This is a genomic window from Halothece sp. PCC 7418 (genome assembly GCF_000317635.1).
GTDB lineage: Bacteria > Cyanobacteriota > Cyanobacteriia > Cyanobacteriales > Rubidibacteraceae > Halothece.
The window spans coordinates 3,660,068-3,684,408 of record NC_019779.1 but is presented as its reverse complement, the minus strand read 5'-3'; the positions used below and the strand labels follow the sequence as shown (position 1 = coordinate 3,684,408).

Annotated in this window: 17 protein-coding genes, 1 tRNA gene and 1 pseudogene; 7 read left to right on the top strand and 12 right to left on the bottom strand. The window is 43.8% G+C overall.

The window, feature by feature from the left end; translation table 11 throughout:
• Positions 1 to 475: 475 nt before the first annotated feature.
• Positions 476 to 2,698, bottom strand: coding sequence for an N-6 DNA methylase (locus PCC7418_RS21025; RefSeq protein WP_015227398.1), 2,223 nt, complete (start codon positions 2,696 to 2,698; stop codon positions 476 to 478).
• 588 nt (positions 2,699 to 3,286) lie between these two features.
• Positions 3,287 to 3,359, bottom strand: a tRNA-Thr gene (locus tag PCC7418_RS16865).
• Positions 3,360 to 3,455: 96 nt separating this feature from the next.
• On the opposite strand from PCC7418_RS16865, the gene PCC7418_RS16860 reads away from it, so the two are divergent.
• The gene (locus PCC7418_RS16860) at positions 3,456 to 4,262 is read left to right on the top strand and encodes an EI24 domain-containing protein (protein WP_015227397.1); all 807 of its coding nucleotides are present in this window, start codon (positions 3,456 to 3,458) and stop codon (positions 4,260 to 4,262) included.
• On the opposite strand, the gene PCC7418_RS16855 is transcribed toward PCC7418_RS16860, so the two are convergent.
• Positions 4,259 to 4,912, bottom strand: coding sequence for a TerD family protein (locus PCC7418_RS16855; RefSeq protein ID WP_015227396.1), 654 nt, complete (start codon positions 4,910 to 4,912; stop codon positions 4,259 to 4,261). The genes PCC7418_RS16860 and PCC7418_RS16855 overlap by 4 nt on opposite strands.
• 160 nt (positions 4,913 to 5,072) lie before the next feature.
• Positions 5,073 to 6,317, bottom strand: coding sequence for a cation:proton antiporter (locus tag PCC7418_RS16850; RefSeq protein ID WP_015227395.1), 1,245 nt, complete (start codon positions 6,315 to 6,317; stop codon positions 5,073 to 5,075).
• A gap of 394 nt (positions 6,318 to 6,711) precedes the next feature.
• Between PCC7418_RS16850 and gatA the strand changes: the two genes are divergently transcribed.
• On the top strand, positions 6,712 to 8,172 hold the full coding sequence (gene gatA, locus PCC7418_RS16845; RefSeq protein ID WP_015227394.1) for an Asp-tRNA(Asn)/Glu-tRNA(Gln) amidotransferase subunit GatA: 1,461 nt from the start codon (positions 6,712 to 6,714) through the stop codon (positions 8,170 to 8,172).
• Between the two features lie 6 nt (positions 8,173 to 8,178).
• The gene (locus PCC7418_RS16840) at positions 8,179 to 9,024 is read left to right on the top strand and encodes an alpha/beta hydrolase (protein ID WP_015227393.1); all 846 of its coding nucleotides are present in this window, start codon (positions 8,179 to 8,181) and stop codon (positions 9,022 to 9,024) included.
• Between the two features lie 68 nt (positions 9,025 to 9,092).
• On the opposite strand, the gene proX is transcribed toward PCC7418_RS16840, so the two are convergent.
• The 3 genes from proX to PCC7418_RS16825 form a co-directional block, all read right to left on the bottom strand.
• Positions 9,093 to 10,163: a glycine betaine/L-proline ABC transporter substrate-binding protein ProX gene (gene proX, locus PCC7418_RS16835; RefSeq protein ID WP_015227392.1), complete on the bottom strand. Its 1,071-nt coding sequence runs from the start codon at positions 10,161 to 10,163 to the stop codon at positions 9,093 to 9,095.
• A gap of 587 nt (positions 10,164 to 10,750) precedes the next feature.
• Complete coding sequence (locus tag PCC7418_RS16830; protein ID WP_015227391.1) at positions 10,751 to 12,118, bottom strand: cytochrome c biogenesis protein; 1,368 nt, start codon at positions 12,116 to 12,118, stop codon at positions 10,751 to 10,753.
• A gap of 16 nt (positions 12,119 to 12,134) precedes the next feature.
• Entirely contained in the window at positions 12,135 to 12,875 is a 741-nt protein-coding gene (locus PCC7418_RS16825; RefSeq protein WP_015227390.1) for a cytochrome c biogenesis protein CcdA, read from the bottom strand.
• A gap of 578 nt (positions 12,876 to 13,453) precedes the next feature.
• Here PCC7418_RS16825 and PCC7418_RS16820 point away from each other — a divergent pair.
• Entirely contained in the window at positions 13,454 to 14,869 is a 1,416-nt protein-coding gene (locus tag PCC7418_RS16820; RefSeq protein WP_041596762.1) for a PP2C family protein-serine/threonine phosphatase, read from the top strand.
• On the opposite strand, the pseudogene PCC7418_RS16815 reads toward PCC7418_RS16820, so the two are convergent.
• Positions 14,850 to 15,401 (bottom strand): annotated as a pseudogene (locus PCC7418_RS16815) (5-formyltetrahydrofolate cyclo-ligase); the annotation flags it as partial. The gene PCC7418_RS16820 and the pseudogene PCC7418_RS16815 sit on opposite strands and share 20 nt — an antisense overlap.
• A gap of 243 nt (positions 15,402 to 15,644) precedes the next feature.
• Between PCC7418_RS16815 and PCC7418_RS16810 the strand changes: the two are divergent.
• From PCC7418_RS16810 to PCC7418_RS16800, 3 genes are all read left to right on the top strand, one after another.
• Positions 15,645 to 16,709, top strand: a complete 1,065-nt coding sequence (locus tag PCC7418_RS16810; protein WP_015227387.1) for a fatty acid desaturase — start codon at positions 15,645 to 15,647, stop codon at positions 16,707 to 16,709.
• Between the two features lie 167 nt (positions 16,710 to 16,876).
• On the top strand, positions 16,877 to 17,071 hold the full coding sequence (locus PCC7418_RS16805; RefSeq protein ID WP_015227386.1) for a hypothetical protein: 195 nt from the start codon (positions 16,877 to 16,879) through the stop codon (positions 17,069 to 17,071).
• 170 nt (positions 17,072 to 17,241) lie between these two features.
• Entirely contained in the window at positions 17,242 to 18,705 is a 1,464-nt protein-coding gene (locus PCC7418_RS16800) for a mechanosensitive ion channel domain-containing protein (protein ID WP_015227385.1), read from the top strand.
• Between the two features lie 19 nt (positions 18,706 to 18,724).
• Here PCC7418_RS16800 and murI read toward each other — a convergent pair whose 3' ends face one another.
• The 4 genes from murI to PCC7418_RS16780 form a co-directional block, all read right to left on the bottom strand.
• Positions 18,725 to 19,612, bottom strand: coding sequence for a glutamate racemase (gene murI, locus PCC7418_RS16795; RefSeq protein ID WP_015227384.1), 888 nt, complete (start codon positions 19,610 to 19,612; stop codon positions 18,725 to 18,727).
• Positions 19,613 to 19,642: 30 nt separating this feature from the next.
• Complete coding sequence (locus PCC7418_RS16790) at positions 19,643 to 21,514, bottom strand: N-acetylmuramoyl-L-alanine amidase (protein WP_235620716.1); 1,872 nt, start codon at positions 21,512 to 21,514, stop codon at positions 19,643 to 19,645.
• A 262-nt stretch (positions 21,515 to 21,776) separates the two neighbouring features.
• Positions 21,777 to 23,180 carry a cation:proton antiporter gene (locus PCC7418_RS16785; protein ID WP_015227382.1) on the bottom strand — a complete coding sequence of 468 codons (1,404 nt, stop codon included), beginning with the start codon at positions 23,178 to 23,180 and terminating at the stop codon, positions 21,777 to 21,779.
• A 156-nt stretch (positions 23,181 to 23,336) separates the two neighbouring features.
• The gene (locus PCC7418_RS16780; protein WP_015227381.1) at positions 23,337 to 24,275 is read right to left on the bottom strand and encodes a GDP-L-fucose synthase; all 939 of its coding nucleotides are present in this window, start codon (positions 24,273 to 24,275) and stop codon (positions 23,337 to 23,339) included.
• Positions 24,276 to 24,341: the final 66 nt, after the last annotated feature.

Sequence of the window (24,341 nt, the reverse complement as noted above, 5' to 3'; positions counted from 1 at the left end):
AAAGGGGGGGACTTGGGAAGGGGTTGTTTTATCCTTGCTAACTCTTGTTTGAAAGGGGTGGTTTATCCCCCCTATCCCCCCTTGGAAAGGGGGAATTTGAGAAAGTGCTGTTTTATCCTCGCTAATTCTTGTTTGAAAGGGGTGGTTTATCCCCCCTAACCCCCCTTGGAAAGGGGGGGATTTGAGAAAGTGCTGTTTTATCCTCGCTAATTCTTGTTTATAAGGGGGGACTTGGTGATAGTGTAAACCTTCGTTGGGAAGGGGGGACTTAAAAAGGGTAACTTGGATTTCAGAGGATATGAAATGCAGAAAACTCTGCTACACACCGATCCATGATAGCCCCCCTTACGAAGGGGGGTTGGGGGGATGAGATCGCCTCCCTTACAAAGGGGGGTTAGGGGGATGAGATCGCCCCCCTTAAGAAAGAGGTTTGGGGGGATGAGATCGCCCCCCTTACGAAGGGGGGTTGGGGGGATTATATCCCCAACTCCTCAAAATTCTTTTCAATTTCTTTTGCTAAATTAACCGCCTCCTCATTCAAATCTTTTAACTCAACATGAATGCTTCTTAACGCCTCCTCAAAATCAAAATCTTCTTCCTCCTCCTCTGGCGCAACGCCTACATAACGCCCAGGGGTTAAACTCCAGTCATTCGCTTTTAATTCCTCCAAATCAACCAGTTTTACCAACCCATCCACATCTTGTAATGTTCCTTCTGGAAACCGCACCATCAACCATTGTCCCTGTTGGAAGAAATAGCGAACTTGCTTTAATTGCTTCACAAATTCCTGACGGGAAGCATCAACATTTTTCAGAGAACTTTTAACCTTTTTTGTGTCCCAAACTTCGCTTTCTTTCGCCTTTAAGTTTTCCTCGCCATGTTCAACCACACGACCTGCTAATTTATAAACTAAATCCACTTGTTTAACTAAATCACGGCTGGTTTCCGCTAAGGCTTGCACTTGTTCAATAAAATTATTTAATGCAGTCGCTTCTGCTTCAGGTGGTGTTAAATAACTTAAGAATTTATCCGTGAACGCTTCACAATCACTTTTAAGCGTTTCGTATCCATTGCAAAATTCTATGTCCCCCCCTTTCAAAGGGGGGTTAGGGGGGATATTTTCCTCTTTCAAAGAAGAGTTAGGGGGGATATTTTCCTCTTCCAAAGAAGAGTTAGGGGGGATATTTTCCTCTTTCAAAGAAGAGTTAGGCACGATATTTTCCCCTTCTAGATGGGCATTATGGAGACTTAAAAATGGTTCAATTTGTGCTTGAAACTGAGAAATCGCTTCTTGGAAATTCAGGAAAACATCAGCACAAGTTTTTCCTTCCTGCAACATCTGCTTAAAATAGCCTTGAACTAACCCCAGAAAGCGATCGGATTCTCCCCGATAAAGCCGAACAATCGACACAAGATTCTTTAACTGTTCAGGGGAAAAATCGTAAATTCTTCGTGTGACTTGGCGGTAAACTTGACGCGCATCAATCATCAAGACTTTATCCTGCATTGCTTCAGGCTTGGCGCGATTCAAAAACCATAACTCACAGGGAACCGATCGCGAATAGAAAAAGCCTCCCCGAATGGCAATAATTAACTCCACAGCCCCCGTTTTAATTAGAGCTTCTCTAACCTTTGCTTCATCACCCCCCGCACTAGAAGCCTGAGACGACATGACAAAGCCAGCCCGTCCTTGTTCGTTCAAATAACTGTAAAAATAACTAATCCAGAGATAGTTTCCATTAGAAACCTTTTTGTTCTTATTGACTCCAGGAAGACCAAACTTTAAACGGGAATCATTTTCTACTTTTTCCGCATCTACTTCGTCAACATTAAACGGTGGATTAGCCATGACATAATCAGCTTTTCCCGCTAATTTCAAAGGATCATCATAATAAGTAATTGCCTGTTGAATATTTCCTTCTAATCCATGAACCGCCAGATTCATCTTTGCCAAACGGATGGTTGTCTGGTTCTTTTCCAATCCTCGAAACGTGATCTTGCCAAGACTTTTATTAGACTCTTCAACCAACTTCGCACTTTGAACAAACATTCCTCCCGACCCACAAGCAGGATCAAAAACAGTCCCTTCATCAGGTTCAATCACATTTACAATGAGAGAAACTAAAGAAAACGGCGTAAAGAACTCACCCCCATCATGGGCTTGCATATCAGCAAACTTCATCAAAAAATACTCGTAAATCCGTCCGAAAACGTCCCCTGAAACTTGCTTAGAACTTTCGGACTCTAACTGTTTTAACTCCTTTGGGTCTAGTAACCGCAAAAGCTGTCCTAGAACATCATCTTCAATATTTTGGTATTCAGACTTGGGCAAAATCCCGCTTAACGTCTCATAATCCTTTTCAATGGACTCCATCGCCTGAAAAATAGCATTTGCCCGTTCATTCCCATCAGGTAAGGACACCAAATAATCAAACTGTGCCTCTGGCTTGAGGAATATCGCCCCTTTCTGGGAAAAGTCTTCTTTCTTTAACGCCCTTGTTTTCCCGCCTCGTTTCGGTAAATCCTTCTCAATCTCTTTCTTTACCTGCAAAAAGCGACTGTAAGCATGACGCAGGAAAATCAGCCCCATCACAGGCAAAAAATATTCGTTACTCGCATAGTTAGAGTTCGATCGCAGTGTATCTGCTGCTGACCAGAGGTCTTTTTCAATTCCACTGATGTATTCAAATTGCGTCATGAGGAATCCCACTCAACTACAGTGAGTTTATTGTGCCATTTGATCAGGGTGTTTGTCTTGGTTTTCTTCCTGTATTGATTAAAGCTATACCGCTACCAATTCAGGTTAGGACATTAAAGAGAAGGCTAGCGATCGAGACGGTCGCACTCCCACCAAGATCAAACGTCCTAATATGAAATGCAAAAAAGTCTGCTACACTTACAGATCCATCTAAGCCCCCCTTTGAAAGGGGGGTTGGGGGGATTTTCAACTTCCAAAGGGGGGTTGGGGGGATTTTCAACTTTCAAAGGGGGGTTGGGGGGATTTTCAACCCGTTCATTTGTAGCAACCATTAGGGTATTTCATATAACATAAGGGCGTAGCACTATAGTTATGGGAATCAGACTCTTTTGTACAAGCGCCACAACAGTTCTTGATTAGATTATTAAAGAAAAACTTCCCAAATTAATTCAGGAAGTTTTTTAAATAACGATTCAAAATGAATTGTAAATTAATCCCCTCTAACCTCCTCACTAAAGCTCTGGCTTTGAAAGGGGGGTCGTTTCATTCTCCTGAAATCACCTTCAGGTGGGGAGATGGGGAGACCAAAGCCAGCGAGGAGACTCGAACTCCTGACCTACTGATTACAAGTCAGTTGCTCTACCAACTGAGCTACGCTGGCATTTTTGGCATTCCAGAAAATAATTGTAGCAACTTTTTCTGATTTCAGCAAGGCTGTTATGGTAATTTACAGTGAAATTTAAATTGAGGGGAAGCAATGTTGAGGTTATTGAGCGGATTTGGACTGGTCACGGGTGCAACTTATCCCTTCCGCGCGATCGCGCTGCTCTTACGAAAACCCAGTTTATGGCAATATTTAATCATCCCCATCTTTGTCAATCTGATCTTAGGCATTCTGCTTTATGGCAGTTCCTTATACTGGGGATGGCAAGGAGTAGAAGCCCTAACTACACAACTGTCCCAGAGTTTAGACCAATTGATTGCCGAGTTGCCCAACTGGTTGAGTTTCCTAGAATATATCATTCTCTTTTTCAGTTGGTTACTACGCACCCTGATCACCATTATTTTATTGATCCTCATTGGCTTTGTGCTTCTCCAGTTTGGGAGTGTGATCGGTTCTCCGTGGTATGGCAAATTATCGGAACAAGTGGAGAAACAGCGTCTGGGAAACGTCACCCTTATTGATGTCGGTATTTTTAAAGACATTGCGCGAGCCTTACTCTTTGAAATCAAAAAGCTACTACTCGCGCTGACAGTCGGAATTATCTTATTTTTAGCGGGATTTATTCCGGGAGTCGGTGGAATCCTAACCACCCTTGGTGGGCTTACCCTCACCGCCACTTTAGTTTGTCTAGACTGTTTTGATAGCACTCTAGAGCGACGACGTTTATTATTTCGGGATAAATTAAAAACCGTTTATCGGAATTTACCAGCAAGTGGAAGTTTCAGTTTACTCTGCTTAGTTCTAATTAGTGTCCCCCTGTTAAACTTAATCACGATTCCGCTCTGTATTATGGCAGGAACTCTATTTTTATGTGATCGGGTTTTTGCTCACTCTCGTTAAGAATACTGCTCTGCTAACTCTTGTAAACTACCAACATTAATTCCTTTTGCAACGACTTCCACTTGCCACTGCCCCTCATTATCCGGTTGACGATAAATTTCTGCTAAGATGATTCCCGTTTCAATACTGCAATAATGGTCACTGGATAGGTTATAACGAGCAATTTCCACCTCATGTTCTAAATCCACTAAGCGCACATAAGCATTTTCCACTTGCCCTAAATTTTGGCGACGAGCAGAAGGCTCATAAATATTTGCCACAATCACTAATTTTTTGACTCGTTTGGGAACTTGAGGGAGAGTCACTAAAATTTGTTCTTTATCTGTAATCTCTTCATCATCCTCCTCCTCTTCATGTTTTTCTGTCGCATTTGGAGTTGTATGTTCACCCGTTAGATTATCGCCTAAATGGCTAATTGCTCCAGAAGGATGAGTTAAGTTGCCATAGTACACAACATCGGTATTTTTTTGTAATTTGCCTTCTTCATTGAGACATAAAACAGAAATATCTAAATCAAAATCTGGTTTAAATAATTTTTTCAAACCTTTTCTTGGGGCTAACTCCCAACCTAAACCGCACAATAGTGCATTTAAGCCAGGGGCTTGTTTCTTTAAAGAAAAGCGTTGTCCAGTTGTTAGTTGAATTCCCATACTTCTAATTCCATCTCTTCACTTCTCATATCTCAAGTGTAATCACTGCTGTCATCATTCCTGAACCTCCCTCGGTCGTTTTTTGCAATTGTCCATTGTTCTATCAAATTGAAATAGCAAACAAACAACGAAGAACCAAGAACCAAGAACAAATAAGAATTTACTTACTTTTCTGAACAAAGGGCAGGTCATCACTTGCTGCTGCTTCCACAGCTTCTGCTGCTTCTTTCGCTTTGAATAAGCGCCATTGGGTTACTGTGGGGCCAAATAATTCAAAGACAACCGTTGTACTGACAATAATAGAAACCAGAAACTGACCTAAACCTGGGAAATGGGGTAAAGTTAACACCGCTAACCCTAAAGCAACCCCTGCTTGCGGAAATAAACTCCAACCAATATTTTCTTGAACAACGGGTTCGGCGTTTACCAAACGAGCAGCAATCCCACCGCCGATCACAAAGCCCAAACAACGCGCCAAGACATACAAAATACCAATTAAACCTAAACTAGCTAGAGCGGTGATATCCAGTTCACAGCCAGCCAGCAGGAAGAAAATGACGAGGAAAGGTTCGCTCACTTCTTCAATGGTGGTAAAGATATTTTGCTTCGGTTGAGCGCGGTTTTTCGCCACAGTCGCCCCTAAAACAATACAAGCCAGGAGATAAGACACCTCTAACTGATAAGCCAAACCAGCACAGAGTAACAGAAAGCCAGTAATTTCTAATAAACTCGGTTTTCCTTTTTTCAAGCGTCCCGCTAAACGAGCCATGGGCCAACCAATGGCTAAACCGAGAAGAAATGCGCCACCGATTTCCCAAGCTCCCGATATTACTTCAGCAGAAGGATCTCCAGCACCAGCAACAACTTCTGCAACAACTAATAAAATACTAAACAGGGTAATGCCGAGAATATTATCAACAGCAAGGACACGAATAATGGTATCGGTTAATGCTCCTTTAGACTTGGTTTCACTAATGACATCTAGAGTCGCTGCTGGGGCGGAAGCAGGGGCTAATCCTGCGAGTAATAATGCCAAAACCAAATCATCTTGGACAAGATAAGCAATCGTAAATACTAAAGAGGAAGCAACTATTGTCTTCCCTAAGGAAATTGTAAAAATCCTTGGACCGCTTTTGATCAAATCAAAGTTAATAAAGGTTTCCCCTAACCGAAAGGCAATCATCGAAAGGGCAATGTAAGACATGATTGGGAACAGTCCTACAATTTCATCAGGGACTAAATCCAGTACAGAGGGACCAATGATAATGCCTGAGATGACCAGTAAAGTAACACGAGGCAAACGCAGATAACGAGCAATGGCATAAGCCCGCCCCCCAAACATCAAAAATAAACCGACCACTAAAATATTTGGCAGTTCCGCAACTTCTATCGCTTCTGCTTCCATAATTAAGGAGTCCTCCTATAAAGTATCTTGGATTGGTTATAACATTTCTCAATGGTTACCCACGCCAAACAAGGATAGTTTGGGAAGTGTCTGTTATTTCGTCATTAGTCATTGGTCATTAGTTATACCATTTCGATAAACTGGTGCTACATACCGATCCCCCCAATCCTCACGCTTTGCTCTGGCTCGAACTCGCGGGGGGCGAAGGGGAACCCCCCTGTGTCCCCCCTATTAGGGGGGATGTAAGGGGGGTTGACTTTTTAGAAATGGTATTATTAACTTCACTGCAACTTACAAAGGACAAGGGACAAAGGACGAATGACAAACGGATCTGCCTATGAAGTTACTTGGTATAATCTGGAGAGGTTTTTCTGTCTAGATTTTAAGGAACAGTATGGCATCAATCCGAGAGTTGCATCAACAATTGGTGAATAAGGAACGCTCTGCACTGGAGGTGACACGGGAAACGCTGACTCGGATCGAAGCAGTGGATGAAAAGGTGCATAGTTTTCTTCATCTGATGGCGCAAGATGCAGAAGCATCCGCGCAGAAAGTGGATGAAAAGATTGCTGCGGGGGAATCCATTGGTTTATTAGAGGGTATTCCCATTGGTGTGAAAGATAATCTCTGTATGGCGGGAGTGCCAACCACTTGCGGGTCTCGTATTTTAGAAAATTTTGTTCCCCCTTATGAATCAACAGTTACGAGTAAGTTAAAGGAAGCTGGATCGGTTTTAGTCGGGAAAACCAATCTCGATGAGTTTGCTATGGGCAGTTCTACGGAAAACTCGGCTTATACTCTAACGAATAATCCGTGGGATTTATCACGAGTACCAGGTGGATCGTCTGGGGGATCAGCAGCAGCCGTTGCAGCAGAAGAATGTGTTGTCGCACTCGGATCAGATACAGGTGGCTCGATTCGTCAACCTGCTTCTTTTTGTGGGGTGGTGGGCTTAAAACCCACTTATGGGTTAGTCTCTCGGTTTGGTCTGGTTGCTTTTGCCTCTTCTTTGGATCAAATTGGTCCCTTTGGGCGTACTGTGGAGGATACAGCGATTTTACTCGGCGCGATCGCGGGACATGATCCCGCCGACAGCACCAGCCTCGATATTGAAATTCCTGATTACACTCAGTATTTAACACCAGAATTGCCGAAAAGCCCGAAACTCAAAATTGGCGTGATTACAGAAACCTTTGGGGAAGGACTCTCGGAAGAAGTGAAAACGACTGTCCAAGCTGCGATTAACCAATTGGAAGCCATTGGTGCAGAAGTGATGGAAGTGTCTTGTCCCCGTTTCCGTTATGGTTTACCCGCTTATTACATTATTGCCCCTTCCGAAGCGTCTTCTAATTTAGCCCGTTATGATGCGGTGCGCTATGGAAAACGCAACGAAGATGCAGAAAACTTACTCTCGATGTACACTAAAACTCGCGCGGAAGGGTTTGGTGCAGAGGTGAAACGTCGCATTATGGTGGGGACTTATACCCTATCTGCAGGTTATTATGATGCCTATTATCTGAAAGCGCAAAAAGTACGAACGCTGATTAAACAGGATTTTGAAAAGGCGTTTGCAAGTGTTGATTTATTAGTGTGTCCCACTGTTCCCACCACGGCGTTTAAGGCTGGGGAGAAAACTGATGATCCCTTGAGTATGTATCTATCCGATTTAACAACAGTTCCCGTTAATTTAGCGGGTTTACCTGCGTTAAGTATTCCTTGTGGATTTGATTCTCAGGGCTTACCCATCGGGATGCAATTGATTGCTAATGTGTTACGAGAAGATCAATTGCTGCAAACGGCTTATGCTTATGAGCAAGCGACAGATTGGCACAAGCAGCATCCGAAACTGTCTTAAGTCTTTATGGTTCCTTGGCTCAGATATCTGATTTATTTCTTAGAAATCAGCGCGATCGCCTATATTTTGGCTGGCTTGGGTTTACTGTTGGCACAACGACGTATTGTTTTTGTCCCCTGTAAACCCATTGTCGCCACTCCCACCGATTATGGTTTACCTTACGAGTCAGTGACCATTCCCATCAATTCAGAAGAAAGCATTCATGGCTGGTGGGTTCCTGCTGAAGCCGAAAATGCACCTGTCTTACTCTATCTTCATGGTAATGGCGGAAATGTTAGCTCTAATCTTCCCCGTGTGCAACGTTACCGCGCAGTGGGGTTTTCTGTCTTTTTAATTGACTATCGGGGGTATGGGTTAAGTGAAGGGCGGTTTCCTAGTGAGAAACGGGTGTATGAAGATGCTGAAACCGCTTGGCGATATCTGGTGGAACAGAGGGAGATTGATCCCCAACAGTTGTATGTGTTTGGTCATTCTTTAGGGGGCGCGATCGCGCTGGAATTAGCCACTCGTCAACCGCAAATCCCAGGCTTAGTGGTGGAAGGAACGTTCACCTCCATCCGTGATATGGCAGTTGAGGAAAAGGGCTATGGTTGGCTTCCTGTCAACTGGCTTCTCACCCAACGGTTTAATTCTGTGAAAAAGGTTTCTTCTCTCCAAACTCCGATCTTTTTCATTCATGGCACAGATGATCGAGTGGTGCCTGCTTATATGAGTGAACGCCTGTATCGAGCAGCCTCTGGTCGCAAAGAATTGTGGTTAGTGGAAACGGCTCGTCATAATGATGTGGCTACGGTTGCGGGAACAGCCTATGAAAAGCGCATCTGGCAATTTTTGATCGAAGAAGATGATTAGTAACAAGGAAAGATAACTCTTCCCCTGTTACTCCAACTAACTTGATTTATACGCAACGCCTACAGGTGTTACTTCTGCGCTTGTTCTTGTGCTGCTTCACGAGCCGTAGAAACCCATTCGTCAAACTGATCTTGGTTTTCTTCTACCCAAGTTTCCGCATGAGTCATGATATCTTCAGGAGAATCTTCTCCATCGCGCATTTTTTGGTTTTGAGCACTGATATCAGGTCGGGGAACTTGAATCACTTCAAATAACTTCGCTGCAGCAGGATTTTGATCCACAAACTCTTGATTGGCTAAAATCCGCATTTGATCGACAGCAAATCCGAGATTAACATTTTCCCCATCAATTTCAGCAGTGGTTGTTTCTTCAGACGCTTCTCCTTGTGCTTCTGGGAGAGAAGTATAGGGAACTTCCATCCATTCAACATCTGTTCCCGCTTGCAATACACCACCAACCCATAAGGGAGTCCAAGTGTAGTATAAAATCGGTTCTCCTTGTTCGTAACGGGTGATCGTATCAGCCATCAGTGCAAAATATTGTCCCTGATCATGCTCCACGGTATCCCGTAAGCCATATTCATCCAGATGATGTTCAATCACTAATTCACAGCCCCAACCTGGGTTACAGCCTGTTAAATTCGCTTTACCATTACCATCGGTGTCAAATAACTTAGCAATTTCTGGATCTTTAAGCTGTTCTAAGTTGGTAATCCCATATTCGTCTGCAGTTGCTTTATCAACGGAGTAGCCCTGTAAAACATTATCCACAAAAACGCCCATCCGTTCTAATTTTTCATCACCGCCACTATTGGTGTAAAAGTCATTATGTAATTTTTCCCAATGAACCGTAGTAAATTGAATCCCACCATTGGCGATGTCGGTGTGCATCGTAGCATATTCTAATTCTTTAGCGTCTTGGACTTCGTAGCCCAATTCTGCTAAAGCCATATTGACAATCTCAGTTTGGAATTTTTCTTCCAATACACTATAAGCAGGGATGACTTCAACACCCGTTCCAGGCTGTTCTGTTGTTCCTTCTGTGGGTTGTTCCGCTTGTTGTTGACAACCGACTGCTCCTAATAAAAGGGCTGCACTTGCGGTTAAAGTCGTTAAACTTTTGCGATTTACTTTCATCATTAAGTACCAAATTACAAGGACAAAATTGTGATAGATATCAATTCAAAAATGATCAAATCAATGGTGATATCGACTATTTTAATTGAGCTATCTGTTTAGATATAGCACTTCCCAATCTCATGAGGTACATTCTAAATTTTGGTTCTTTGTTCTTTGTTCTTTGTTCTTCGTTCTTTGTTGGTTGTTAATCAATGAACCACGAACCATGAACCATGAACATCCACCGACTCGCATTACGTACCTCAACCAACTAGGAAACGCTATAGATATTTTAGTGGTCACTCAATCTCCGTTTGAAGAGATTAAAGTAATGAGTTGTTTGTTCTGCTCACTATATTAAACGGATTATCTCATCCTGAAAGGAATAATTAGCTTGTTTAATCAGTTCTGGACTTAACTTAGTTTTAACCTTATATCTATCGCAATCCTAAATCAATTGTCAATTATCCCCCCGTCGCCCCCCTTAGAAAGAAGCAGGGTCGTTTCATTCTCCTGAAATCACCTTCAGGTGGGGAGATGGGGAGACAAAATCCCCCCCAGCTTGGTTTTTGCTCATTCTAGCGTGATTCGTAAGCCAAGAAGACCCTTTAGGGGGAAGACACACTCAGTTCAGGTTCTGTTTTTTCTAAACCGTCTAAAAGTTCTAGAAACTCTCGTTCAAAGCCTACTTGCGCCCGATTGGTTTTTCCTCCTAAATAGACTGAATGATCGGTTTGTAACGCCCAAATTTGGGAATGAGACACATAACTCATCACAACTCCAACCATTAGTAAACCAAAACCTGTATAAACAATGGGAATACCTGGATCGGCTTTGATTTGCAATCCAGTCGAACCAATTAACTCTTTTACTTTGAGGGTGATTCCTTCTACTTCAACGCCCATTCCTGGACGAACCACTCCTGCTAATTTTCCCGCCGTATCATAGACAAGAAGTGTTCCTTTTAAGTCGCGAGTAAGCAGAGAAACTCCTTCACTTAAATCAGGTTTGATCGGAACCCATGTTCCCCATAAATTCCCTTCTCCTTCTTGATTCAGTTTCGCCATGGGGAGTTTAAAGATGGGACTATTATTAATTTGGACTTTGATCCCAGAAATTCCCCAGTCTGTTTGATAAAAGGTGACACCGTCGTAGCGGAGGGGTTTATTGACGTGAATCGTTTCTTGTTTCAGTTCATTTCCTTCGAGATCGACCACTGATAAGTCTGAATAAAACTGATCAATTTCTCCTTCCGTCGTATAGTCAATCCAGAACTCATTGACCCGCACCGCCCAATCTTGGGGAATTTGAGCTTGTGCAAGTTTCCCTGCTTCAAAAATATTTTTAACTTGAAAGGTTTCACCACTGGCGACCATTTCTTGCGCCATAAAGCCAGTAAATGCGCCCCAAATTGCCCCAAGGAGGATAATTAACATACTGGCATGAACGACAATGGGACCAATGCGTCCTATGAGTCCTTTACGGGCGTAAAGTTGGTTTCCGTCTTGAAAAACTTGGTAGCGATGTTTTTCCAATTCAGGAATGATTTGATCGAGGGTCTTGTTTTGTAATTGCGTGCTTAAAGCGAGTTTTTCAAATTGACTCGGGCGTTTATAATATTGCCAACGTCTTGCTAATTTTAAGGTGGGCAGTTGGCGGGTAAAGGTACAAGCGGTTAAACTGCTGCCAAACAGGACAAGGATGCTGACAAACCACCAAGTTGTATAAACATGGTCTAACCCGACAGCGACAATGACTTTCCAAGATAGAAAGCCCAAGACGGCGGGTGATTCAGGATAGTTATTTTGATAAAAAGAAACCGATTGTCCTTGTTCGATGATAGTGCCAGAAATACTAAACAGCGCGATCGCGAGCAGTAAAATAATGGCAAGGCGTAAATCAGCTAAGAGATTAATCAGTTTGCGTCCTGCTTGTGTCAGCCCAGACAGTCCAAGTTTTGGTTGTTGATGAGTCATTCGTGATGGAGTTAAATTAAAAGCGACCAATCGGTAAACGGAGTAATAAAGAAAATACACCAAACCCAAGGAGAAGTGCGCCACTAATGGGGGTGATCCAGTTTCCCCAACGGCGAAATTCGAGGAACTTTTTAATAGAAGCGGTAAACGTTCCAGCAATGACGAGGGGCATGACATAGCCTCCTGTATAGGATAACAATAACCCTGCCCCCAGCACTAAGTCTTGACTACTTGCCACCCAAGCTAATAGGCTAGCAAGAACGGGTGTGCTACAGGGAGAGGCAACTAAGCCAAAGGTTAAACCCAGTAAATAAGACCGAACAGACGGGGGAAAATCCTCTTTAATCCAGTCTGTCCCTCCGAGAGAGGGAAAACGCAAGGGGACAATTTCTAATAGGTTTAAGCCCATTAAAATCGCGATCGCGCTGACGAAAATGGGTAAACCCACTCCAATTTGTCCATACACTTGTCCAAACGCTGCTGCAAAAATTCCTAAACCTGCTAAAGTGGTGGCTAACCCCAAGGCAAACCAACTTGACTTCCACAACGCATCAGCGCGTCCTTCTGTATCAGAACTGCCAATATAACCAACTGTAATCGGTAACATGGAGAGCATACAAGGGGTCAGACTGGTGAGTAATCCCGCCAAAAAAATCAGACCCACACTGACTGGACTCAAATGATTTAATTGTTGAGAAACCAGTTGATCCGCAAATTGTTGCAGTTGATAGAAAAACAGTTCGATCGTTTCGAGCATCAGAGAACAAGCCTTAACTTTGCTTCTGCTTGCATCTTAGCTTAATTAACGGTTTAACTAGTAACCAATAAAGAACCAAAATTTAGAATGCCCCTCAAGAAGCGTGAAAACTGCTATGCTAAGTTTCTCTAACCTAAATGAGATTGACGAAAAGAAAATCCAGCGATAGGCTAAAGTCTAATTTCATCTGCAAAAAATCAACGATTAAAAACAATGATTGAAGGGCTGAGAAGAGCTTAACTAGAGACAAAACGATCTTTGGGGATCACAGTTGGGGATCAGAAGATTACTCTTTGCTTCAATAATTGACAATTCACGCTTCATCACTGACAATTGGGGAAAGATGATGAGGGGATGAGAGGAGTTGCAAGATGAAGATATAGCGTTTCCTAGTTGGTTGAGGTACGTAATGCGAGTCGGTGGATGTTCATGGTTCATGGTTCGTGGTTCATTGATTAACAACCAACAAATAACAAAGAACAAAGAACAAAGAACAACCAACAAAGAACGAAGAACAAAGAACGAAGAACAAAGAACAAAATTAATTTTTAATTGCTCGTTGTTGAATGTCTAATCCTATGACTGCTTTACCTGCGCGAGATCCTTCTTCAGAAAATAATGGCTTTGAAGCCAAACTAGCCCAGCCAGAAACCCCTGTTTCAACACTAAAAGAATTAGTGGCAAATTTGAGACGTGAACAAAATAAAGTTCAAAATCTTTTGAGTTCTCTGGGATTTGCACTTCGCAGTTTTAATAATCTCAATCAATTTTTAGAAATTATTCCCTTAATGGCAGCCCGGGTTTCTGATGCAGATGGCAGTGCAATTTTATTGTATAAAGGAGAAGGAAAAGTAAGCGTTGAACAAGTCCATTGTCAAGGGGGATTAGCTTGTAAAGACATTCGTTATCGCCTCTTGCAAGTAACACGCACCCTAGGGAAAAACATCACCGAAGCGGGGGGTGGAACGACGACTTTAGACCAAAAAATTGCAAAGGCGTTACCTGAAGATATTCAGTTATTTGGCACACCGATTTTAGTCCAAGGAAAAGAACGAGGTAAAGTTTATATTTTTACGCGCGATCGCGCTTATGATTGGACATTAAGCCGTCAAAAATTAGTACAATTGGTTGCGGATCAAGCAGCCGTTGCTATTGCCAATAATGATCTCGCGGTAGAAGTCCGACAAAAAGAAAAGCTCGATCGCGAGTTAGAAGTTGCCACAGACATTCAATGCCATCTCTTCCCCCGCAAATATCCCAAAATTAAAGGACTCGACATTGCTGCAGCTTGTCGTACCGCCAACCGAGTGGGCGGAGACTATTACGATTTTATCCCCGCCAACTACGACCAACCGCAAAGCGAAAGTGAAGCAGAAGACCAGACAGGAAGCACTGTTCCTTGGAGTATTGTCATTGGCGATGTCATGGGTAAAGGCGTTCCCGCAGGACTAATCATGACCATGACTAGGGGAATGTTACGGGCAGAAGTGCTCAACCATCACTCTCCAGCCCAAATTCTAGAACACCTGAATCGCGTCATGTACGACGACTTAGAAAGTTCCCATCGCTTTGTCACCCTGTTTTACTCCCAATATGACCCTAAAACCCGCTGCTTATCTTATAGTAACGCTGCCCATAATCCCCCCCTTTGGTGGCAAGCAAAAACCAACACCGTCCATCGTTTAGATACCCTCGGAATGTTAGTGGGATTAGATACTGACTCCCAATATGAAGAAGCCAGTGTTCAACTCGACATTGGAGATACGGTTCTCTACTACACTGATGGCTTTACCGATGCGGTCAATGCGAAAGGACAACGGTTTGAAGAAGAAAACTTAATTCGATCCTTCCATGATGCTGCTGCCCAGCACTATAGCCCAGAAGCGATTGTTGAGCATCTCTTTGCGAGTGTACAAGCCTTTATTGGTGAGAAAAAACGCTCGATCGACGATATGACGCTTGTGGTTATGCAGGTCAAAGATGAAGGGGTTTAACCCGCCATCCCCAGTCCGTACAAACCCCATCCAAAGGAACATCCCAAGGATCAACAGGGACTTCCGAAACGATCATCTCATCAAAGATAATCCCTAATTTAGGAATTTCTCGCCATTGCTGTTGTTCAAACAAGCGATCATAAAAACCGCCACCGTAGCCTAAGCGATAGCCACGGGTATCACACGCCACCGCAGGCACTAAAATTAAATCGACGTTTTCTGGGGAACATAAAGGCGCATCTTCTAAAGGTTCACGAATCCCAAACCTGCCTTCAACTAAGGGATCTCCCCACTCCCAAAAATGCCAACTCAGTTCATTCCCCACACAGCGAGGAACACCCCAAACGTAATCACTAAGCTGAAAAAGTGGATCAAGATTCGGTTCTTGACGGAAATGGAAATAACTGAGAATTGTTCCTCCATTAGTCATTGTGGGCGCATGATCGAGATAAAGACGGATTTGCTCACATAACGCGGAACTTTTAGCCACCCATTCCGATTCAGAGAGGGCTTGTCGAGTTTTCAGTAACTCCTTCCGTAATTTTTCTTATCTACCATTCATCAATACTCCTCGATCTCAAAAAAATTGTATTGTTCCGCAGAGAAAAAACCCTGCCATGTTATAAATGTAAAGGTTCGTTAAGAAAACTCATCTAAACCAAGTTAATTGATCAAAGGAACAACCTTCAGTGATATTAGTTGGCAACTTGAGATTAGTTTTGGCAACTGAACTAGACGACTCTGACTAACGCAACGGAGACTACATAAAAATTTCATGACCAACACGATATCGAAAACAACAAACGATACGCCACAGCAAATCTTAAATTCTGAAATCCGACTGCGAGACATCGTAAAAACCATTCCCAAAGAGTGCTTTCAAAAAAATCCTCGTCGCGCCTGGTCATCTGCTTTGATGAGTGTTGTTGCAGCAGCAGTGGGCTATGGAGCAATTTTGTATTCTCCTTGGTTTCTCCTTCCTCTCGCCTGGATCTTGACGGGAACTGCTTTAACGGGGTGGTTTGTCATTGCTCATGACTGTGGACATCGTTCTTTTGCCAAAAAACCTTGGGTTAATGATGTCGTGGGTCATCTTTTCTTACTTCCTCTAATTTACCCTTTCCATAGCTGGCGCGTCCTCCACAACATCCATCATCAACACACTAATAAACTGATGGTAGATAATGCGTGGCATCCTTGGTTGATTGAAGAATATGAAGAAGCACCGAAATTACTACGCTTGATCACCAGCCTCATTTATGGTCGTTTCTGGTGGTTAGGTTCAATCATGCACTGGGCACGTTACCACTTTAATCCTTCTCTTGTTGTTCCTCGCGAACAGAAGAAAATGCAATTATCTATCGCCATTACCGCAGGTTTTGCCCTAATTTTCTTTCCCACTTTGTTTTTAACCACTGGTATTTGGGGGGTAATTAAGTTTTGGTTAATGCCTTGGCTGGTTTATCACTTCTGGATGAGTACCTTTACCTTAGTACACCATACCGATACAGATATTCAATTTCGCCCTGAAAGCACTTGGAATGAAGTGGAAGCTCAATTAAGTGGAACAGTTCATTGTACTTATCCCCGTTGGGTGGAGTTCCTCTGTCATGATATCAACGTCCATATTCCCCATCATCTTTCTGTTGCTATTCCCTCTTATAATCTCCGTCTCGCTCACAAAAGTTTGACAGAAAATTGGGGAGATTACTTAAAAGAACGACAATTTTCTTGGGGAATGATGAAAGAGATTGTGGATCAATGTCATCTTTATGATCCAGAGGTGGCTTATGTTTCTTATGATACCCATCAACAACGCAAGGGGAAAGGAAGGGTTTAATCGCTTAATCACTACTGGTCAAAATTAACTGGACAGACTGTAAAACATTAAACTTTGTGACACTCAATTCCAGATCTTGAGATGGAAGTGCTAGCCTCTAGAATGGAGAGCACGCCGTTGGCGGTGAACTTAAGTCTAGCCGTTGCAATTAAAGAGAGGAGAAAACCTTGAACTGGGAACTGGAACAAGCACAACATTCTGCACAAGAGCAAGTTCGTGATTACGTGGCGCAGCTTCAGCTTCACATGGCTTTACAAGCCCGTAACTTAGTCCCAAGTCTCACTCAAGCCCGAGACAGCCGTGAGCAACTCTTACAAGAAACACAAGCTGATGTTGAAAAAATGGCATCTCGTCAAATTTAAATAATTAGCTGACCTTAAACTTAATCAAACATCCCGTCAAAGATGACTTTTTGGCGGGATATTATTTGTTAGTACATTGGTCATTAGTCATTTTAACCTTTCCCGTTGACCCTTTCCCCCGACTTCACCAACGGTCAAAGCAGCCCCTATACAAAGTCATTTAATCTGAAATGGATGCGATTCCTTTTAAGCTCATTGGACAAATTATTTTAGTTATTGTCGCTAGTTTAGGAGTTACGATTCTCCTGAAGCGATTTTTGCGAAATAAGTTATTACCCAAAATTGGAATTTCTTTAGGCACACGAGAAGCGGTTTCAATTGTTATTAGTTATAGCACGGGAGCATTTGTTTTTATCAGTATTTTGCAGGCAAGTGGGATTAACCTCTCTTCCTTTACTGTTTTAGCGGGTGGGATTGGAATCGGAATTGGCTTTGGTTTACAAGAAGTCGCGAAAAATTTTACTAGTGGCTTAACGTTACTTTTTGAACAAAAAATTAAAGCGGGTGATTTTGTGGAATGGAATGGCATGACAGGATATATTGACGAAGTGTCTCTCCGTTCAACGGTCATTCGGACAATTATTGGTCGCTATATTATTGTTCCCAATCGCTTTTTAGTGGAAAATCAAGTCATTAATTGGACCTATCAAAAAACAAAAGGTTGGGCAATGGTAGAAGTGAGTGTTGCCCATGAAAGTGATACGGTTTTGGTTGTGGAAATTTTATTAGATTCCGCTTATATGGAAGAAACGGTTTCTTATGAAAAACCAGCCTCGGTTTATTTTACAGGCTTTGGAGATAATTCTCTGAATTTCCAACTTTGGGTCTGGGTGGAAGAAGTTGATAAAAAGCACATTACAGAAAGCTCTTTACGGTTTATTATTGAATACAATTTACGACAATATGGGATTAAATTAGCAACCCCTCGTCTGGGGGTTTGGTATCCGAGTAGCTTTCCGACAGATTTGACCAACGCTCATCCACAGGCTCCGTCGTCTCACGGCGGAGTACAGATGACTCCCGACCAAGAAACTAGAGAAAATAGTCCTCTTGAAATCAAAGAAGAAGAAACCCATCCCACTGAGTTTCCTCATCTTTCTAAAACAGTTACTCCTTCTCGTCCTTTAGTTTTACGGGACTTATTACGGAAAGTAAGTTATTTTCAAAACTGTTCTGAGATCGAATTGAAAAAACTGATTGAAATTGGTTATCGCAAAGGAATTAAAGCGGGAGACATTCTGTATCGGGAAGGAGATCCAGGCGATATTTTTTATATTATCTTATCAGGTTCTGTTGAATATTATGTGGAAAAATTAAATCAAGTACCCACTGTTCTTAATCCTGGAGAATTCGTTGGTGAGCTTTCTTTAATGCTGGGATTAAGGCGAACCGTAACCGTGAGAGCGAGGGAAGAAACGACACTTTTTGCTATTAATAAAGAAGGGTTTGAAACTTTACTCAAAGAGCAACCCCATCTTTATGAGTTGATTGTTGTAGAGTTAGGAAGAGCGCAAGAAGAATTATCCCAACAGCAACAACAGTTACGAGAGTTAGGATTATTAAACTATCAGGAATTAGATAAAAACCCAGTGGCTTGGGTACAACGTCAGTTAGAAAAGTTATTTAATCGTTAACTCTCCAGACGAAGAAACGCTATTCTAAAGAAATGGACATTTCTCGATAACTATGGGCAAGAGTAGGGAGTTGGATCTGTTCCACAAGGGGGGTGCAACCGAGCCAATGGCGAGCGCGATCAGCAAATTGATCGGGGTCACCACTGACACAAAAACGAGTGGGGACGGGTGCATCGAGATTTGTTAAGCCCATCAATTCTAGTTCTTGTTCGGTTGCAGTAACCACGTGCTGAGCGGGATCAATGAATTGAACGTTACTCGGTAAAATCTCTCCTAAAACAGGCGCAAGATAGGGATAGTGCGTACAGCCATAGATGAGGGTGTCAATTTGTTTTTCTTGGAGGGGGGCTAAATAGGTTTGAGCCACTTCTCGGACATAGGGATCATTGAGGCGGTTTTGTTCGATAAGAGGGACAAATTCTGGACAACTGACTTGCCAAACTTTCGCCCTATGATCGACTTCTAAAATAGCTTGTCGATAAGCGTTACTGGTTGCTGTCGCTGGGGTAGCAATGACACCGATACGCCTCCCGACACTAACAGCAGCCCGGGCCCCAGGAAGAATGACCCCAAGGATGGGAATATTAAATTCTGAACGGACGGTTTCTAAGGCGAGGGCGGAGGAGGTATTACAGGCCATAATGACCATCTTCACCCCTTGAGCGGTCATCCAATGCAGAATTTCTCGGCAGAATTGCACAATTTCCTCGTGGGAGCGACTGCCATAGGGGAGACGGGCTGTATCAGCAAAGTAGAGGAGGGATTCTTGGGGCAGTTGTCGATAAAGTTCTCGTAAAACGGTTAGTCCTCCTAAGCCACTGTCAAAGACACCAATGGGGTGTTGAGGTCTGATGGGCGATTGGGAAGGTTGATGATGAAACAAATTAATTCCCTGTAACAGATTCATGAATTGTTTAGCAATGAGTCGTGAGAGCGTTTATTGAGTTTGGCGAACATACTGTAAGATCCCGTCGGCGATCGCGTCAGCCATGCGTTGGCGAAAGTTGGGATCAGCAAGACGCGGTGCATCTTCTCGTCCAGTGACAAATCCCACTTCCACTAAAACGGCGGGCATGGCAGAATTGCGTAAGACGTAGAAATTTGCCTTTTTTACCCCGCGATCGCGCATATTAATCTTACTGAGGATGCTACGTTGAATCGCCTGTGCTAACGCCCGACCATTGGCGTAATAGAAGGTTTCTGTACCATTAACATCGGGGCGACTCATACTAATCGCATTGGCATGAATGCTGATAAACAAATCTGCATCCGCGCGGTTTGCCATTTCTGTGCGTCCGCCTAAGCTAATAAAGCGGTCATCCCATCGGGTCATTTTGACTTGTAACCCGTTCCTTTCTAGGGTTTTCCGCACATGATGAGAAATGGGAAGAACAACATTTTTTTCCTGCAAACCACCAATACCGACAGCACCAGGATCTTTACCACCATGTCCTGGGTCTAAAACGACGAGCAAACCGTCTTGATTGTTTCCACGAGGAAGGGGTGAGGAGGGTGGAGAGGGCGCGGGACGAGACTGAGGAACGTGAATGGTGTGCCGTTGTTGGCTACTATTGCTTAAATGGGGTAAATGACGAGGGGTCGTTTGTTGGAGTTGACGCAGCGCGATCGCGATCGTATTCTCACTGGGTTGATTTAACCGATCCAAAATCCGAACCCCCGGCGATGATTGCACCTGTACGACCACAGTTTCCTCGTCTTGCTGGCGCACTCGAATTTGAGAAACAGGGCTATTGCGCGTTAACTGGGGACCTTGGACGGGATCAGCCAGTTCGGCATTGGGAATTGTAATTTCATAAACGCCACTGACCCGATTCCAATTTCCAGTTCCAGTAATCGGTTGATTGGCCCGCACCAGTAACTGATTATCAATTAAATCCACCGCTTGCACAACGGTGGTTTGGGATTGTTCAGGATGATTAGTCAGCGATGCTGGTATGGGGGGAGTAGAGAGATTATTGCGGACTTGTCCCATCCCTCCTTCTGGTAAAAACACCAGTCCTCCCTTGCTGGTCAGAGTCGGAAAGGCTTGCCAAGTGGGGCTTTCTGGATTGACATGAAGGGTGACTTCTGCCGTATCATTGCCATTGGATTTAAATTCAGCATGACTAATCCCATAGTCGCCAACTGGGAGGACTGACGGCAGGTCGGAGGGTAAGGTTGCCTTGGGAACATGAAAAGAAATTTGTTTTTTATCTTCACTGCGTTCCACTTCGATCTCTTTACCAGGAGGGCTGTCCAAGCGGAGTAATAAGCCACTGCGGGTCACCTGAAAGTTGGGATGATTGGTATCGGCTTTCGTGTTCGGGGGAGACTGACCGACCTCTAACAGGGGAGAGGGGGTCTCGCGACGAGGGGAGCGACGATCCAGCGCCGACCGTCTCCTGCTTGGATTCGCAGTCCGTTGCACGGGGGGTAACTCCACCGACCAGCGTTGGGGGCGTTCTTCGCGAATTTTGACTTTTTCCGGGTCTAAGGTATAGCCAGGGGCTAATTCGACCACAAGACGGGTCGTTTCTTGATTAAACTGACCCACTCGGACTTCTTGAATTGCCCCACCCACATCTTGATTGACCAAGGAATGACCGAGCACCGTATCGGGTAAGTCAATGACCACCCGAGTGGGATTAAAAATTAATTGTGCTCGCGGTTGAACTCTTTCTTCAGTTTGAAAGAGCAGACGGTTGTTGTTTTCATTAAACCGCCAAAATGTGAGCTTTCCAGCATGGGCCGGGGCTGCTGTTAGTGCTGTTGCCACTAAAGAACCGATTAATATTGAGGCTTGTTTCACCACTCCTACTCCTCACACGCGCGATCGCGCCTTAAATTAATGATTAGGCATCATAGAATAACCCTAGCAGTTAACAGATTAGTTTATCCTAATCAAGAGCAATCGATCTGTAATCTCAGCTTTCGATCCATTTTTCCGAACCCGACATCCGTTCAGATCGCGATCTATTCCTTGACTCCTTAGAAAACTCAATTGTTTCCAGGTTGCCAAAACGCTCAACAATTTCTCCCTTGTTGTGTTCTTGAACCACCTCAGCAATTCCTTAACCTTCCTGTTTTGAGGTCTCAGCTTCGGTTTCTGCTGCCTCGGGTAAGACCACGCGCAAGAAAGGAGGAGCAACAAATGTTGTCAAAATGACCATGACAATAATCGCTGCTTCCGTTGCCGGAGACAATGCCCCACTTGCCGAGCCCACGCCTGCAAACACTAAACCGACTTCCCCCCGAGGAATCATCCCGACCCCAATGGCAAGTTTATTAATATCGGGGCGACCAAAGATCGTAAATCCAGCAATAATCTTGCCGATAATGGCAACCACAATCAGAAACGCTGCGAGAATCAGCCCTTCGCGGTTACTGGGGACAGTGGGATTCAAAACACCTAAATCCGTTCTTGCACCAACACAAACAAAGAACACTGGCACTAAGATATCGGCAACTGGAACCACTTGTTCTTCTAACTCTTTTCGTTTTTCGGTTTCTGCTAAGACTAGCCCAGCAGCAAATGCTCCCAAAATGGCTTCCAAATTAATCGCCGTTGCAATATAAGCAAGAGCAAACGCAAACACCAGCGAGGTCAACAATAATTCCCCGCGCGTTTTCATTTCGTTGACCATGCCCACTAAAAACGGACTAATGAAACGTCCGACAAGAATCGTTCCCACCAAAAACGCCCCTGCACTGACAACTAAATAGATAATATTGCTAACTTCAATATTTCCCGTTTTGATCAGACTGGCGACAACCGCTAAGACAATGATGCCCAACACATCATCAATCACTGCTGCACCAATAATAATTTGTCCTTCTTTGGAATTGAGACGACCTAACTCGGCGAGCACTTTCGCAGTAATCCCAATACTGGTCGCGGTTAAGGCTGCACCGGCAAAAACAGCAGGAATCGCGGGAACACCAAAACCATAATATAAACCTGCGGTTCCTCCCACAAAGGGGGCAATCACTCCAGTAACCGCCACTGCTGCTGCTTGTGGTCCGACTCGTAAAAGCTCTTTTAAGTCTGATTCTAAGCCAATCTCAAAAAGCAAAATCACCACCCCAAGTTCAGATAGGATGGTGATCACTTCCCCTTGCGCTTCAAATACGGCTTCGGCAGTTCCTGGTTCGAGATCGGTGGTTTTTTCGAGAAAGGTCATAATCAGGGAGTCTTCAGCCGTCGCCCCTGTTTCTGGAAACACAAGTAAGCCTAAGACGGAAACCCCAATGACAACGCCACCGACTAATTCTCCTAGCACAGGAGGTAAGTTAATGCGAGAACAGAGTTCACCGCCAATTTTACTGGCAATATAGATGGCAACTAAGCTCAGTAAGACACTCGCTAAAATCAAACTGCCATCCGCTTGCGCTGTTTCTTCTTCTGCGGTTGCAAGTAAAGAGAATGGAATTATATCTGTGATCACAGAACGAGAAATTAATTGATCAAAAATCATTCTTGGTTTGTTTACAGAATTTCTTTATAGTTCACGATACAACATGACCGGAGATGAGGACATCAGTTTCTCTAATCGTTTCGCTAATAGCTGACAAAACAGAGAATTCACCTTGTCCCTTTCACCTTTGACTTTTCCCCAGCGCGAAGTGTGATATCATTTAGCGTGCTCTCGATACCAAGCGATTGTATTTTTTAAGCCTTGTTTGAAGTCGGTTTCAGCAGTGAAACCAAACCGTTCTTTCGCGCGTTGGGTATCAAGACAGCGACGCGGTTGACCATTGGGCTGATCGGTTTCCCAGATGATTTCTCCTTGAAAGTCCATCAGTTCGCAAATGAGTTCCACGAGATTCTTAATGGAGACTTCCTCATTGGTGCCCAGATTAACTGGATCAGGATCATCATAGTGTTGAGTGCCCATGACAATTCCCCGGGCAGCATCAGTGGAATAGAGAAACTCTCGGGTTGGCGTGCCATCACCCCAGACTGGGAATTTGTTTTCCCCTTTTTGTTGCGCTTCATGGACTTTCCGAATTAAAGCAGGAATGACATGAGAACTTTCGGGATTAAAGTTATCTTCGGGACCGTAAAGGTTAACGGGAAGTAAGTAAATGCCGTTAAAGCCATATTGTTGGCGATAGGCTTGCAGTTGCACCAGTAAGGCTTTTTTGGCAATACCGTAGGGGGCGTTGGTTTCTTCGGGATAGCCATTCCAAAGATCATCTTCGTGGAAGGGAACAGGGGTAAACTTGGGATAGGCACAGATGGTTCCGACGCAGACAAACTTTTCGACGTTGGCTTCATAAGCAGCATGAATCAGTTGCGCCCCCATCATCAGGTTGTCGTAAAAAAGTTCGGCGGGTTTTTCGCGGTTTAAGCCAATGCCACCAACATGGGCAGCGAGATGAATGATAATATCTTGTTCGGCTACGACTTGTTGACAGTTTTTGAAATCGCGAAGGTCTTGATCGCGCGATCGCGGAACAGTAATTTTTTCTTTTTGTGCTCCCGCCCGACACAATTGATCAATCACCTGACGACCTAAGAAGCCAGCCCCACCGGTGACAACAATCCGTTTCTCGTTTAAGTCCAGCATTTTTAGTTAATTCTCCACAAAAGAACGCTTTTCATCCAATCAGTCTTCACCTTGGCGGTGAGGAAT